This is a genomic window from Janthinobacterium algoris (assembly GCF_051380935.1).
In the GTDB taxonomy this organism is placed as follows: Bacteria; Pseudomonadota; Gammaproteobacteria; order Burkholderiales; family Burkholderiaceae_D; genus Janthinobacterium.
Genome location: NZ_JBNYXZ010000003.1, coordinates 69684 through 84237 on the forward strand (window position 1 = coordinate 69684; position 14554 = coordinate 84237).

Here is a 14554-nt window from a genome sequence, read left to right on the forward strand (position 1 = left end):
TATATAGCGTTCTACCATGGCACAAGTCAAGACAGCACAAGGTCGATTCCCTGATATACTGTATATAAACACAGTATACCGAGGCACCCCATGGAACTGACAGACAAGCTGGAAATCCTGGCCGATGCGGCCAAGTACGACGCGTCCTGCGCCAGCAGCGGGGCGCCCAAACGCGATTCCATCGGCAAGGACGGCTTTGGCGCCACCTCCGGCATGGGCATTTGCCACAGCTACACGCCGGACGGGCGCTGCGTCTCGCTGCTGAAAGTGCTGCTGACCAATTACTGCCTGTACGATTGCCAGTACTGCGTCAACCGCCGTAGCTCGAACGTACCGCGCGCGCGGTTTACGGTGGCCGAAGTGGTGAAACTCACCGCCGACTTTTACCTGCGCAACTACATCGACGGCCTGTTCCTCAGTTCCGGCATCATCCAGTCGGCCGACTACACGATGGAGCAGCTGGTACAAGTGGCGCGCGAGTTGCGCGAGGTGCACCAATTCCGCGGCTACATCCATCTGAAAACCATCCCCGATGCCGATCCGGGCCTGATCGCGCAGGCGGGCCGCTATGCCGACCGGCTCAGCGTCAATATCGAACTGCCGACGCAAGACAGCGTGCAAAAGCTGGCGCCGGAAAAAAGCGTGCACACGATCAAGCTGGCGATGGGGGCGATCCGCCGCAAGCTCGATGAAAAGGCGGAAGAACCGCGCTCGCCGCGTTTCGCGCCGGCAGGGCAGAGCACACAGATGATCGTCGGCGCCGACGCCAGCGACGACCAGCAAATTCTCTCCACGGCCGAGACCCTGTACGGCAGCTACAAGCTCAAGCGCGTTTACTATTCGGCCTTTAGCCCGATCCCCGACAGCCCGAACAGCGTGCCGCTGGCGCCGCCGCCCATGCTGCGTGAACACCGGCTGTACCAAGCTGATTTCCTGCTGCGCAGCTATGGCTTTCAGGCCAGCGAATTGCTCCCGAGTACGGGCGGCAACCTGGCGCTCGACATCGATCCCAAGTTGGCCTGGGCGCTGGCGCACCGCGAACATTTTCCGCTGGACTTGAACCGCGCGGCGCAGCACATGATCGCGCGCGTGCCCGGCATCGGCTTGCGCAATGCGCAGCGCATCGTCGACCTGCGCCGTTTGCGGCAGGTGCGCTACGCCGATTTGTCGCGCCTGCGCTGCAGCATGAAAAAGATTGCGCCGTTCATCATTACGGCTGATTACTTTCCCGCGCGCGACACCACCGCCTCGGAACAGCTGCGCCGCACTATGGCCGATGTGCCGCGGCAGATGAATTTATGGCCGGAGCTGCAGGCCGCATGAGTACGATGGTGCGGCTGGCGCAGTCGTTCGACGAGTGGCGCGCGGCCGCACGCGAACTGATCGCGCGCGGCGTGCCACCTGCCGACGTTGCCTGGCAGTCGCAACCCGGTGATGGCGACCTGTTTTCCTCCACGCCAGATGCAACGGATACCAGCGCGCCACTGCTGCGCCTGCCCCGTCCCTTGGTGGAACTGCTGGAGGCTGCCGCCTGTTTCAGCGCCGCCGACCGCTGGGCCTTCCTGTACCAGGTGCTGTGGCGCTGGCAACTGGGCCAGCACGACGTGATGTCGCCTGCCGATACGGACGGCGCGCGCCTGCACGCCATGGCCAAGGCCGTACACCGCGAAGAGCACGACATGCACGCGTATGTACGCTTCCGCGAGCGGGCCGAAAGTGACGGTGCCCCCCGTTTTGTCGCCTGGTTCGAGCCGACCCACGACGTACTGCCGCAAGTGGCGCGCCATTTCGCGCGCCGCATGGGCACCATCAGCTGGATGATCGCCACGCCCACGGCCACCATGCTGTGGGATGGCACGACCTTGCGCGCCGGCCCCGCATTGCTGCGCGGCGCAGCCGACATCGATGACGCGGGCGAAGCGCTGTGGCTGACGTATTACCGCAGCATCTTCAACCCGGCGCGCGTGAATGCGGACTTGCTGCACAGCCATATCCCCTCGCGTTTCTGGAAGAACTTGCCTGAAGGAGCCATCGTGCCCGCCATGCTCAGCGGCGCCGCGAATGGCGAACGGCGCACGGGGCAGACCGCTAGCGTGGGCCAGCGCAGTGGCGCCACCATGATCCCGATTTCCGCCGAGCGCGCCCAGCCCGCGCGCGCGGCAGCCACCACTTTGGACCAGTGCCGCCGCTGCGAACTGTGGCAACACGCCACGCAAGCCGTGCCCGGCAGCGGCCCGCAACAGGCGCGCATCATGCTCGTCGGCGAGCAACCGGGCGACCAGGAAGACCTGGCGGGACTGCCGTTTGTGGGCCCGGCCGGCGCGCTGCTGGACCAAGCGATGCACGATGCGGGCATGGCGCGCGACAGCATCTATCTGACCAACGCCGTCAAGCATTTCAAGTGGGAACCGCGCGGCAAGCGCCGCCTGCACAAGACGCCCGCGCAGCGCGAAATCCTCGCCTGCCATGGCTGGCTGGAAGAAGAGATCGATCATGTCAAACCACAGGTGATCGTGGCGCTGGGCAGCACGGCGTTAAAGTCCGTGCTGCAAGATGGCACAGCCACCATGACGCCGCTGATCGGCACGCCCATCCAGCACGACGGGCGCTGGCTGGTTGCCGTGTATCACCCCTCATATGTGCTGCGCGCGCCGGACGAGGCCAGCTGGCGGCAGGCGTATGCGGTGATTATTGCTGGGCTGCAGCAGGCGATGCGGCTACTACAAGACCAGGATCACAGCGTCGACGCAGGCACTTCCTCCCCCGCATCACGCCGCGCATAGCGCTGCGCAATCACGGCGCAGATCATCAACTGGATCTGGTGGAACAACATCAGCGGCAAAATCACCATGCCCAGCGAACGCGTGGAGAACAGCACCTTGGCCATAGGCACGCCGCTGGCCAGACTTTTCTTCGATGCGCAAAAGACGATGGCGATTTCATCTTCCTTGTTGAAACCCAGGCGGCGGCTGACAAAGGTCGAGATGCCCAGCACCAGCGCCAGCAGCAGCAGGCTGATCAGGCCCAGCGCGACCAGGGTTTCCACCGAGATCGTATGCCACAGGCCTTCGCTGACGGCTTCGCTGAACGCCGTGTAGACCACCAGCAAAATCGAGCCCTGGTCGACGTACTTCAAGGTGGCCTTGTGACGGTCGACCCAGCGGCCGATCCAGCGGCGCAGGAATTGGCCGGCCAAAAATGGCAGCAGCAACTGCATGACGATGGCGAGCACCGCGTCCACCGACGACTTGCTTTCCGCGCCCTTGGCCACCAGCAAGCCGACCAGGATGGGGGCGAGGAAAATACCGATGAAATTCGAGGCCGAGGCGCTGCAGATGGCAGCCGGTACGTTGCCGCGCGCCATGGCCGTCATGGCGATCGACGATTGCACGGTGGATGGCAGGGCGCACAGAAACAAAATGCCCATGTACAGGTCGGGCGTCAGAAACGTCAGCGCCAACGGACGCAGGGCCAGACCCAGCAGCGGAAACAGGACAAAGGTGCTGGCCAGCACCAGCAAGTGCAGCCGCCAGTGCATGGCGCCGGCCACCACGGCTTCGCGCGACAGCTTGGCGCCGTGCAGGAAAAACAGGGCGCCGATGGCAACGGTGGTGATATTGCCGAAGACCACCGCCGTCATGCCCGTGCAAGGCAGGAACGTGGCCAGCACCACGGTGACGAGCAGAGCAACGGTAAAACTATCGGGTTTCAGATTGCGCAACAGGGCAGCGGTAGAAAAAGAAGACATGCGGTAACCTGGTAGCGGCGCAGTCTTGCAACACTGTGCCGGGTATGACAAACAGCGCCGGGAGCGGCGCCAGTGCCGGCTATTCTACCGTTGAATTTGATTCCTCATTGCTAGAAATGATGCTGTAAGAATGACAGGGGCTTTGCTGTCGCATTATTTGCGCTTCCAGTGATTCATCTAAAAAGAAACAAAATTTCCACAATTAAAATATTTTCATAGATAAATAAACAATGCCAATTTACACTGATTTGTTTTGAAAATTACAACTACATCTAGGGTAAATATGTTTAAGTTATCTATTGTTTTAGCATCACTGGCGTTGACTGGCTGCGCATCCGTCGCGGGCGAAAAATTTCAACCGGTATCTATCCAAACCATCCATGACAGCAAGGAAGTATCCGGCATTGGTTGCAATCTCAGCAACGATGCAGGTAACTGGTTCCTTGTCAGCCCAGGTAGCGTTATGGTGCATAAGAGTACTGGCGACATGATCGTCGACTGCAAGAAAGGCAATCTGTCAGGGAGTTCGACTTTGGTATCGAAGTCGAATGGTGCCGTATGGGGCAATATTCTCCTGGGCGGCGGCATCGGCTACATTGTCGACCGGAACACGGGGGCGGGCTTTGATTATCCCAATACGACAACTATCCAGATGCGGGACATCGCCACCGCCCCGGTGGCACTGCCGTCCCCGCAAGCAGCTTCCGAAACCGTCAAGGCCAATTGAATAGTCAAAAAAATGCCCTGTCCGCAGACAGGGCAACCCGGAGTAAAGTACAGCGCGAGGGATTAACCGGCGGCTTTGACTTTCAGCTCGTTCTTGATTTCTTTCACGCCGCTCACGGAAGCGACGATCTGCACGACGCGGTCACCCGCTTCGGCGCTCGGCACATCGCCCGACAGCACAACGACACCTTGCTGGGTTGCTACCTTCACTGGCAGGGCAGCGGCTTGCGCATCGGCGCTCAGGGCGGCCTTGGCCGAGGAAGTGATGGTTTCATCAGGGATGGCAGCGGCAGCGTTGGCGGCCACTACGGTGTCAGCAGGAGCTTGTGCTTTTGGGGCGGAGTCAGCTGCATGCGAAGCGGTGATCGAGGCGCCCGACAGTACGATAGCGGCGACTAGGGTATTGAACAGTTTCGATGTTTGCATGGTAGTTCCTCTCAATGAAGTTAAAAGCTTCTTACTTGGCTATAGCAATAAACAGCAACACGTTGAAGCGTCACATATACCCATACAGCAAGCACCGTGCCAGCTTTTAAATTACCTTCAAAATCAACGACTTACTTGCAAACCCGATTTTTCCAGCCCGTTTCAGCCGGATCTGCCCCGAAAAACGGGGCTTTTTGTCGCCTGACAGCGACAGCTTGTGGCAAGACAATCAATATTTCTCGGTAAGTCTTTGATTATCCATGCTTTATTTTTGTCGCTATTCAGCGACAGGGTCGCCGTCAAGCCGGAACAGGGCCGGCGTCAGCTCGTATTTCTGTAGTAAACGGTAGAACTCCGTGCGGTTGCGGTCGGCCAGGCGGGCCGCGTCGGCCACGTTGCCGTCCGTCAGGCGCAGCAATTGAATCAGGTAGTCGCGCTCGAAGCGCTGCTTGGCTTCGTTGTAACTGAGCGCTTCCAGCGACGGCACGCGCAAGGCCCGTTGCACCAGGCTCAGGGGTACCAGCGGCGCCGTGGCCAGCGCGCACACTTGCTCGACCACATTGACCAGCTGGCGCACGTTGCCGGGCCATGGCGCGCTGACCAAGGCAGTGAGGGCGTCGGGCGCGAAGCCGTTCAGGGGCTTCTGGTACTTGGCCGCCAGTTTCTGCAGGAAATGATTCGCCAGCAGGGCGATGTCTTCGCGGCGCTCGGCCAGCGACGGCAGGGTCAGGGTCACCACGTTCAGGCGGTAATACAAGTCTTCGCGGAATTGCCCTTCCGCCATGGCCACGTCCAGGTCGCGGTGCGTGGCGGACAAGAGCCGCACATCCACGGGACGCGTCTGGTCGGCACCGACGGGGCGCACGGCCCGCTCCTGCAGCACGCGCAGCAGTTTCACCTGTAGCGGCAGCGGCATGTCGCCGATCTCATCTAAAAACAAGGTGCCGCCATCGGCCGCCAGGAACAGGCCTTCACGGTTGCCGACGGCCCCCGTAAACGAGCCCTTCACGTGACCGAACAGTTCCGATTCCAGCAACTGCTCGGGGATGGCGCCGCAATTGACGGCGATGAAAGGTGCCTTGGCGCGGCGGCTGGCGTTGTGCAGGGCACGCGCCAGCAACTCCTTGCCCGTGCCACTGGGGCCACGGATCAGGATGCTGGCGTCCGAGCCGGCCACCAGCTTGGCTTCGGCCAGCAGCTCGGCCATCTGCGCGCTGCGGCTGATCAGCTCGGCGCGCCAGCTCTCGTCGCCGGACGCTGGTGCCGGCATGACGGTAGACAGGTTGATGGCATACGCCACCTTTTCCATGAGCAGCTTGCCATCGAACGGCTTCGTCAGGTAGGCAAACGCGCCGCGCGCCGTCGCCTCGACGGCGTCGGGGATGGTGCCATGCGCCGTGAGCAAAATGACGGGCAGGGCCGCATGCTGGCGGCGGATTTCATCGAACAGGGCCAGGCCATCGCGGCCCGGCAATTGCACGTCAGTAATGACCAAGGCCGGCAATTCCACGGCCAGGCGGGCCAGCGCCGCTTCCGCGCTGCCCACGGCCGTGACCCGATAATTGCCCGCTTTCAAGCGGATGGTCAGCAGGCGCAGCAGGTCAGGGTCGTCGTCGACCAATAAAATGTGGGCGTGCTCGCTCATTTCGGCACTCCTGCGGCTGGGCGCACGGACAGGCTGCGCTCGATGTTTTTCAGCGCTTCCAGTTTTTCATTGAGCTGATCGATACGGCGTTGGGCGTCGCGCAACTGGGTGTTGAGCTTATCGATGCTGTCTTCCTGGCGGCGCAGTTCCGCATATTGGCTGCTGAGCAATTGCACCAGCGGCGCCAGCAATTGTGCATCCTTGCCCGTGGCCGTGAGCAATGGTTCGAGCAGCGCTTGCGCGCGGGCAAGGTCGCCGGCACCACGCAAGGCCGCTTGCAGCATGGCGCGGCGGACGGTGCTGTGCGGCGCGTGATCGGCCTTCGCCAGGTCCAGCTGCGCTTTCACCAGTTCCGACGGCGTCATCAGGCGCAAGGCGCCTTGATACGCCAGCAGTTCGGCCAGCTGGGGGTCCATCACCACCACGACGCGCGGCGGCGTTTGCACCAGCACGGGCGTCTGGGTGGGGGCCTTGGCGGCGCAAGCGCCCAATAGCAGCGCGCAGACCGCCATGCCAGCCAGGGAAATTCTCGTCATCATAAGGGCAGTTCTATCCGAAAATGCGCGCCAGCGGGGCGCGGTAAAAGAGTCACGCTGCCATCGTGGGCGGCGACATATTCGCGCACGATGGACAGGCCAATGCCATTGCCGTTGCGCGCGGCGGCCGCCTGGCGCACTCCTTGGTAAAACGGTTCAAAAATACGCGCGGCATCCTCGGGCGCCACGCCAGTGCCTTCATCGATGCAGTCGATGCGCACACGGCCGCCTTCGCTGGACAAGGTAAAGCGCACGGTGCCGCCTTCCGGGCTGAAGCGCACGGCGTTCGACAGCAGGTTCGCCAAGGCCGTCGCCAGCTTGTCGCGGTCGGCCTGCACGCTCAAGGATTCGCCCTGCACCTCGACGGTCAGGCGGCGCGCCAGCCATTGCAAGCGCTGCCCGGCCACCACATCTTGCAGCAAGACCAGCAAGTCGACCTTGCTGCGTGCCAGATGCTGGGCGTCAAAGGCGGCAGTATTGTAGCGCAGCAAGTCTTCGATCTGGGTTTGCAAGGAGGCCGTGTTTTGCTGCAGGATGCCGGCGATTTCGCGCTGGCCATCGCTGAGCTTGCCGGCCACTTCGTCTTCCAGCAAGGCCACGCCTTCGCGCAGGGCCGCCAGCGGCGTCTTCAGTTCGTGCGAGATGTGGCGCAGAAAGCGTTCCTTGTCCGCGTCGAGGTCTGCCAGGCGCTGGCGCAGCCAATCGAGCTGCTGGCCCAGGCGGCGCGTGTCAGCCGGGCCACCGACGACGATGGGCTGGTCATAGCGCTTGTCGCCCAGGCGCCCGATGGCCGTCTCGATGCGGCGCAGCGGACGCGACAGCAAGAAGCCGAAGCAGGTGGCCAGCACGGCCGCCAGCAACACGGCGCCGCCCACCAGCACGCTCAGCACGCGGCGCTGGCGTTCCAGCTCGGCCAGCAAGGCATCGTTGCGGCTGCCGATTTCCGTCTTGCTTTCGCGCGCCAGGCGGTCATTGATCTGCGTCATGCGGGCAAACGCGCGGTAGACGACGGCGTGGCCATCGCGCTTGCGACGTTTTCCCGCTTGCAACACTTCCCAGGCCGCTTGCGCTTGCACCATCCACTCGTCGGCCAGTTGGGGCGCGAACTCGGGCGTGGCGCGGTTCAGCAACTGCAGCGCCGCCGTCGCTTCGTCGCGGGCCGCCGCGTAGCGCTCGCGGAACACGGGATCATCGAGCACGAGGAACTGGCGCGCGCTACGCTCCATGGCCAGGGTGCGCTCGGACAAACGCTGCGACTGTTCCGTCAGGGCAATCGCCTGCGCCGCCGTCTCGCGCCCCAGGCGCGCCAGGTACTCCAGGGTCAGCAGGGCTTGCACGGAGGTGGCTGTCAAAATGCCCGTCGTCAAAATGAAAGCGGCAAATAACAGTTGGCGAAAGGACAGTCTGGACAAGGTAAGCGCCTTCGGATCAGTCAGCAAGGGGAAAAGGCGCATGGTACGCTAAGCCTCCATCCCAGGGCGCCACCTGTCCACAAATAGTTTATTTAGCAATATTGTTGCTTTTGCGTCCGACAAGCAAGCCTCGGCGGCGGCGCGCAGATACTCCTAGTACAATAGGGAAAACTTCATACAGGCATCAAAGTGGCACCCCGCCCTGGCGGCCAGCCCTGGCATTGTGCCACTTTGCCCCCACATGTCATGCAGCCCAACCGACTATCCGTATCACCTACCGCAGAGATCCCATACCGCATGAGCACATTTGAAAAAGTCAGCAGCAACTTCATTCCAGTCTTGCAGGCAACCATCGAGCAATATGTCGAGCCAGCAACGGGCATGCGCCATATCCACATGCATACCGAGCAGGCTGAGATGGTGTTCCTGGTGGCCTTTCCCACTGTGCCGGAAGTGAGCGACGGGCGTGCCCACATCCTCGAGCATCTGGCCCTGTGCGGCTCGTCGCGCTACCCGGTGCGCGACCCCTTCTTCTCGATGCTGCGCCGCTCGACGGCCACCTTCATGAATGCGATGACCTATCCGGACCGCACCGTGTACCCGTTCGCCAGCACCGACCGCAAGGATTTCTTCAACTTGCTCGACGTCTACCTCGATGCCGCCTTCTTCCCGAACCTCGATTACCTGAACTTCCGCCAGGAAGGCTGGCGCCATGCGTTCGAAGGCGATAAGCTGGTGTACCAAGGCATCGTCTTCAATGAAATGAAGGGCGCCTTCAACAGCCCCATGCGCGCGCTCGACAGCGGCATCGCCAGCGCCTTGCTCAAGGGCACGACGTATGAAGTGGAATCGGGCGGCGATCCGCTGGTGATCCCGGAACTCACGCATGCCATGCTGAAAGAATTCCACGCCAGCCATTACCATCCTTCGCAAGCCGTGATCATGACTGCCGGCAATATCGAAGCGTCGGCCGTGCAAGAGCAGGTTGCCGAACGCGTGCTGTCCAAGCTCAGCGGTTTTTCCGAGCGCCGCTTGCCGCAACTGGCTCCCGCGTGGACCACGCCGCAGGAAAACGTGGTGAAAATTCCTTCGCAGGAAGCGCGCGACGATGAGTTCGGCCTGCAATTCGCCTGGCTGATGGGCGAGTCGAGCGACCCCATCGCCTACTACCACGCGCATTTGCTGTCGCACGGCTTGCTCGGTGAATCCTCGGCGCCCGTCATGCGTGCCATGGAATCGGCCGGCTATGGCCGCCCATCGGACATGAATGGCCGCGACGCGGGCATCCGCCAGATGGTGTTCCACATCGGCATGGAAGGTTTAACCCAGGAACAGATCACCGATGCGCACCAGCGCATCTGGACGGCCCTGGAAGAAACGGCGGAAGAGGGCATCCCGGCCGCCGTGCTGCACGCTGCCTTGCGCGACATCAAGTACAGCCAGCGCGAGATCAGCAGCGGCCGCATGCCTTACGGCCTGGGACGCTTGCTGCACGCCTTGCCGCTGGCCATGTATGGCGGCGATGTGATGGATGCCTTCGACAATGCAGCCATCCTGGAAACCTTGGAACAGCAGATCGAAGACCCGGAATTCTTCAAGCAATTGGTGCGCGAACTGATCGCCAATCCGACCCGCTTGACCACGCACGTGGTGCCCGACAGCGCCTACTTCACGGACCGCGCGGCCCAGGAAGACGCCAAGCTGGCGGCCCTGCAAGCGCAGCTGACGGATGCCGAGCGCGAACACATCATCGCCGAATCGGCCGCGCTGGAAGCGCATCAGCAACTGCCATCGAATTCGGAAGTCTTGCCACGCATCCGCCCTGGCGATGTCAGCGCCGCGCCGCGTCCGGCCTTGCCGATCCCCCCGGCGATCGACGGCGCCGTGGCGTTTTCCATCGCATCGAACGGCATCAGCTATGCCAACGTGCTGTACGACGTGTCGAGCCTGCCGGAAGCGTCGTGGCCATGGCTGCGCCTGTACACGGACCTGGCGCCGGAACTGGGCGTGGGCGACATGTCGTTCGACGACGCCAGCGCCTGGCGCCAGAGCATGGTGCCCTCGTTCCACATCGGCCTGGAAGCCATTCCCCGTCCGCAGCAAGCGATGCGCGTGGAACTCTCGTTCTCGGCCAGCGGCTTGCGCGAAGAACACGCGGCGATTGCCGCCGTGCTGTCGGCCTGGATCGCCAAGCCCCGCTTCGATGAAGAAGAGCGCCTGGCCTTCCTGATCGAAAGCCTGGTGCAGGACAAATTGAGCAGCCTGGCCGAATCGGGCAACCGCTACGCCATGCTGGCCTCGGCAGCGCCCCTGTCGCCCACGCGCCGCTTCGACGACATTGTCGGCGGCCCGGCCGCGCTGCCGTTCTACCGCCGTTTGCAGCAACTGAGCAAGACGTCGGCAGGCTTGCAGGAAATCGCGCGCGAGCTCGACACCCTGCACGCGCACATCATCGCGCAGGCGCCAACCGTGTTGTGCGCCGGCCTGGAGCAAGATGGCATCACCCTGGCCCGCTTGCTGGAGTTGCCAACGGCTAGCACGGATGCGGCTACGCCAAGCGACACGGCGGCACCAGCAGCATTGCCACTGGCTAACACTGCCCTGCATGCGACGAGCCAGATCAACCATTGCTTCGTTTCCTGGGCCGTGCCTGGCGTGCACAATCCGGACGCTGCCGCCCTGGCTGTCGCCGCTGAACTGATGACCAACCAGGTGCTGCATACGGCCCTGCGCGAAAAAGGCGGCGCGTATGGCGGCAGCGCCAGCTATGCGGCCGGCGCCGGCACGTTCACCCTGAGTTCCTACCGCGATCCGCGCCTGGCCGGCACGTTCGCCGACTTCGGCACGACCCTGGATCAAATCCTCGATGGCGATTTCTCGCAAGAGCAAGTGGAAGAAGCCATCATCTGTGTCATCAAGGGTCTCGACAAGCCGCACTCGCCGTACGCGGAAGCGCTGACGGCGTGGAACATGCAGCAGCGGGGCACGACGGAAGCCGTGCGCCAGCAGTTCCGCACCGGCGTATTGACCTGCACCTTGAGCCAGATCAAGGAAGTCACGCGCACCTGGCTGAAAAACGGCCAGCAAAGCCGCGCCGCGTTTGCGGGCAACACGACGCAAGACCTGGCAGGCCTGGAAGTGGTCGACCTGCTGGCGCTGGCCAGCTAAGAGCGCCGTGCCGGATTCAATACCGCAACTATTGCGGTATTGAATTCGCTTCCATGTACATCAACTCCCATTGATGCCCATCGGGATCCTGGAAACTGTGGCCATACATGAAGCCGAAATCGATCGGCTCCTTGTAAATGCTGCCGCCCGCCTGGACGGCCTTTGCCACCAGGTCATCGACTTCGCCCCGGCTCTCGGCCGACAAACACACCAGCACTTCCGTCGCCACCTTGGTATCGCACAGCTGCTTGGGCGTGAATTGCTTGAATTTTTCGTGCGTCAAGAGCATGACGAAGATATCGTCGGCGACGATCATGCAAGTCGCCGTTTCATCGGTGAAATAGGCATTGAAACTGAAGCCCAGTGCCGTGAAAAAGGCCACGGAACGCTCAAGCGACTGCACGGGCAGATTGACAAAGATTTTGCGGGCCATCATGTCTCCTTGTAAGTCGAATGAGTACATCTTGCCCGCCGATTCTACACCGGCTTTTCAGCGCTTCGCGCGCGCCACGGTCTTGCGCGCGTAGTCGAAATGGCGGCTAAATGCGGCACTGAAATTGGCCGGGTGGCGGTAGCCCGGTTTATCAGCCCGGTTTATCAGCCCGTTTATCAGCTCGCTTGCGCCACCTGGCAAGCATTTTCCAGCAGCAACTTTGCCAGCTGCATGCGCAGCGCCAGCAGAGTGCCTTGCGGGCTGTCGTTGTGGCGGTAGTGCCAACCCTGCTTGAACTTGAACAAACTCAGCCCCACTTGCGCGCACAGGTAGTCGAGCGTGAGGTCTTGCGCCATCGGCTCCTGCATCAGCGCGTAGGCGCGCTCCAGTTTGGCAATGTCAGCCTTGGACCAGCGCGGCAAGGGGAACTGGCACAGCACTTGCGCAGCGCCGGCTTTGCCCGCATCGAGCGATACCAGGCCAGCGACTTCCCCATGACGCCCGTGCAAGTGCTGATCGCCCGCCAGGCGGCCAGTTAAAGCTTCGACAGCGCGTCGCCCAACTCATCGAAGACGAGGCGCAGCCGCTGCGCCAGCGGCCCCCGCTGCGGGCGATAAATATAGATGTCCCATGGCACAGGTTCTGCGGCGCGCATGACGGCCACCAGGCGACCGGCGGCCAGGTGGCTGTCGACGAGAAAGCTGGGCAGCTGGCCAAACGCCAGTCCTGCCAGCACGGCGGACAATTCCGCTTCCGCGTCATCGCACATGAAACGCGCGCCCGCCGGATAGATGTGCTGGCCATCGGCAAACAGCCATGGCCAGGCGCGGCCCGTGTTGCGGTCATGCATGGCGGTGGTCGGCAAGCGGTTCAAGTCGTCGAAGACGTCCGGGCTGCCGTGGCGCGCGATGCACTCGGGCGTGCCCACCACGTACAGCTGCGTCTTGGCCACTTTGCGCGCCACGAAACGGTTGTCGCGCAGCACGCCGATGCGCACGCCGATATCGATCTTTTCATTGACCACGTCGACCAGTTCATCGCTGAGGCGCAAGTCGAAATTGATCTTCGGATGGCGCAGGGCCAGGTCCGTCAGGGTCGGCAGAATCACGGCGCGCGCCAGCGAAGCGGGCGCCGTCAGGCGCACCAGCCCGGCCGGTTCATCGCCATTGTCGATATCGTCGTGTTCGAACAACTGGTCCACTTGCTGCACGGCTTGCTGCGCAAGAATGGCCAATTTCGCACCAAATGCGCTGAGCTGCACCTGCCGCGTATTGCGGTGAAACAGTAATTCACCCTGCAAGCGTTCCAGTTCCTGTACCGCGCGCGTGACGGCCTGCGGTGAAATGGCCAGGCGGATGGCCGCTTCCCTGAAACTGCCCAGTTCGGCAGCACAGCAAAAAATACGCAACATTTCCAGTCGATTCGACATAAGGCGGCCTCACGATGCTTCCCAATTTTGAAATTTTTTAAGCTTAGCATTCCATTGTTTGCAAGCATGATGGGCCAGCGACTGATGTCATCCGCAGCAGCGGCTGCCTCACGGTGCAGGCGTGTCAATCCGCACCTTGCTGCAGCGACTCGATGATCAGGCTGGCGAGCCGCTCGACGGGCGGCCTGGACACGCTGGAGGCGCGCAGCAGTTCCAGCGACAGCGGGGGCAGGGCGGGCAAGCCCTCCGCCACGTGATCGAGCGCGCGCACGGAAGAGGGCAAGCCCAGGCTGGTGCGCACCGTCACGCCCAGCCCGGCGGCCGCGGCGGCCCACAGGCCGGCCAGGCTGGGACTGGTGAACGCCGTGCGCCAGGCGATGCCAGCCCGGTCCAGCGCCTGCGTGGCGCAGCGCTGGAACAGGCAATCGCGGTCAAACGTAATCAAGGGTAACGGTTCGCCCGACCCGGGCCGCCAGTCCAGGCTGGACGAAGCGATCCAGCGCATGGCCGGCTCGGCAATATGCTGGCGCTGCTGCGGCGGATACTGCGCCACGTCGGCGATGCAGGCGCCACCCCACAGCAGGGCCAGGTCCAGCTGGCCCATGGCCAAGCCTTCCATCAGGGCCGTGTTACGCGCCACGTGCGCCTCGATGCGCACTTTCGGATGCGCGCGCGCAAAGCGCCCCAGCACGTCGGGCAGCAAGGCTTCGCCAAAATCCTCCTGCAAGCCCAGCCTGATCCAGCCTTCCAGTTCCGCGCCGCGCAAGGCAACGGCCGCCTCGTCGTTGAGTTCCAGCAAGCGGCGCGCATAACCGAGCAGAACTTCGCCGGCCGGCGTTAGCGCCAGTCCCCGGCCATCCTTGCGGAACAGGGGCATGCCCGCTTGCTCCTCGAGTTTTTTCAGCTGCGCGCTGACGGCCGAGGTGGAACGGCCCACCTTGTCGGCCGCGCGGGCAAAGCTGCCCAACTCGATGCCAGCTACATAGCTGCGCAAGAAGGCAATGTCAAAATTAAGCAGGCTCATGGCGCAG

Annotated in this window: 13 protein-coding genes; 4 read left to right on the top strand and 9 right to left on the bottom strand. The window is 62.6% G+C overall.

Going from position 1 to position 14554, the window contains the following annotated elements:
* Positions 1-90: 90 nt before the first annotated feature.
* The gene (locus tag ACQ4W7_RS05265) at positions 91-1323 is read left to right on the top strand and encodes a putative DNA modification/repair radical SAM protein (protein ID WP_426074729.1); all 1233 of its coding nucleotides are present in this window, start codon (positions 91-93) and stop codon (positions 1321-1323) included.
* A complete protein-coding gene (locus ACQ4W7_RS05270; RefSeq protein WP_436528970.1) occupies positions 1320-2783 on the top strand; it encodes a UdgX family uracil-DNA binding protein in 1464 nt (487 codons plus the stop codon). Before ACQ4W7_RS05265 ends, ACQ4W7_RS05270 begins: the two co-directional genes overlap by 4 nt.
* On the opposite strand, the gene ACQ4W7_RS05275 is transcribed toward ACQ4W7_RS05270, so the two are convergent.
* On the bottom strand, positions 2735-3748 hold the full coding sequence (locus tag ACQ4W7_RS05275) for a bile acid:sodium symporter family protein (RefSeq protein ID WP_436528972.1): 1014 nt from the start codon (positions 3746-3748) through the stop codon (positions 2735-2737). The two genes, ACQ4W7_RS05270 and ACQ4W7_RS05275, sit on opposite strands and share 49 nt — an antisense overlap.
* A gap of 283 nt (positions 3749-4031) precedes the next feature.
* On the opposite strand from ACQ4W7_RS05275, the gene ACQ4W7_RS05280 reads away from it, so the two are divergent.
* Complete coding sequence (locus tag ACQ4W7_RS05280) at positions 4032-4475, top strand: hypothetical protein (protein WP_436528974.1); 444 nt, start codon at positions 4032-4034, stop codon at positions 4473-4475.
* 62 nt (positions 4476-4537) lie between these two features.
* On the opposite strand, the gene ACQ4W7_RS05285 is transcribed toward ACQ4W7_RS05280, so the two are convergent.
* The 4 genes from ACQ4W7_RS05285 to ACQ4W7_RS05300 all read right to left on the bottom strand — a co-directional run bounded on the left by ACQ4W7_RS05285 (position 4538) and on the right by ACQ4W7_RS05300 (position 8493).
* Entirely contained in the window at positions 4538-4900 is a 363-nt protein-coding gene (locus ACQ4W7_RS05285; protein ID WP_426074732.1) for a BON domain-containing protein, read from the bottom strand.
* 277 nt (positions 4901-5177) lie between these two features.
* Complete coding sequence (locus ACQ4W7_RS05290) at positions 5178-6545, bottom strand: sigma 54-interacting transcriptional regulator (protein WP_436528976.1); 1368 nt, start codon at positions 6543-6545, stop codon at positions 5178-5180.
* A complete protein-coding gene (locus ACQ4W7_RS05295; RefSeq protein ID WP_436528978.1) occupies positions 6542-7084 on the bottom strand; it encodes a hypothetical protein in 543 nt (180 codons plus the stop codon). Before ACQ4W7_RS05295 ends, ACQ4W7_RS05290 begins: the two co-directional genes overlap by 4 nt.
* Positions 7081-8493, bottom strand: a complete 1413-nt coding sequence (locus tag ACQ4W7_RS05300; RefSeq protein WP_436528980.1) for a HAMP domain-containing sensor histidine kinase — start codon at positions 8491-8493, stop codon at positions 7081-7083. Before ACQ4W7_RS05300 ends, ACQ4W7_RS05295 begins: the two co-directional genes overlap by 4 nt.
* Before the next feature lie 297 nt (positions 8494-8790).
* Between ACQ4W7_RS05300 and ACQ4W7_RS05305 the strand changes: the two genes are divergently transcribed.
* Entirely contained in the window at positions 8791-11661 is a 2871-nt protein-coding gene (locus tag ACQ4W7_RS05305; RefSeq protein ID WP_436528982.1) for an insulinase family protein, read from the top strand.
* Between the two features lie 28 nt (positions 11662-11689).
* On the opposite strand, the gene ACQ4W7_RS05310 is transcribed toward ACQ4W7_RS05305, so the two are convergent.
* The 4 genes from ACQ4W7_RS05310 to ACQ4W7_RS05325 form a co-directional block, all read right to left on the bottom strand.
* A complete protein-coding gene (locus tag ACQ4W7_RS05310; protein WP_426074771.1) occupies positions 11690-12094 on the bottom strand; it encodes a VOC family protein in 405 nt (134 codons plus the stop codon).
* Between the two features lie 176 nt (positions 12095-12270).
* Positions 12271-12603 carry a helix-turn-helix domain-containing protein gene (locus ACQ4W7_RS05315; protein WP_436528984.1) on the bottom strand — a complete coding sequence of 111 codons (333 nt, stop codon included), beginning with the start codon at positions 12601-12603 and terminating at the stop codon, positions 12271-12273.
* A gap of 26 nt (positions 12604-12629) precedes the next feature.
* Positions 12630-13523: a LysR family transcriptional regulator gene (locus ACQ4W7_RS05320; RefSeq protein ID WP_426074738.1), complete on the bottom strand. Its 894-nt coding sequence runs from the start codon at positions 13521-13523 to the stop codon at positions 12630-12632.
* Positions 13524-13647: 124 nt separating this feature from the next.
* Positions 13648-14547, bottom strand: a complete 900-nt coding sequence (locus tag ACQ4W7_RS05325; protein ID WP_436528986.1) for a LysR substrate-binding domain-containing protein — start codon at positions 14545-14547, stop codon at positions 13648-13650.
* Positions 14548-14554 lie beyond the last annotated feature (7 nt).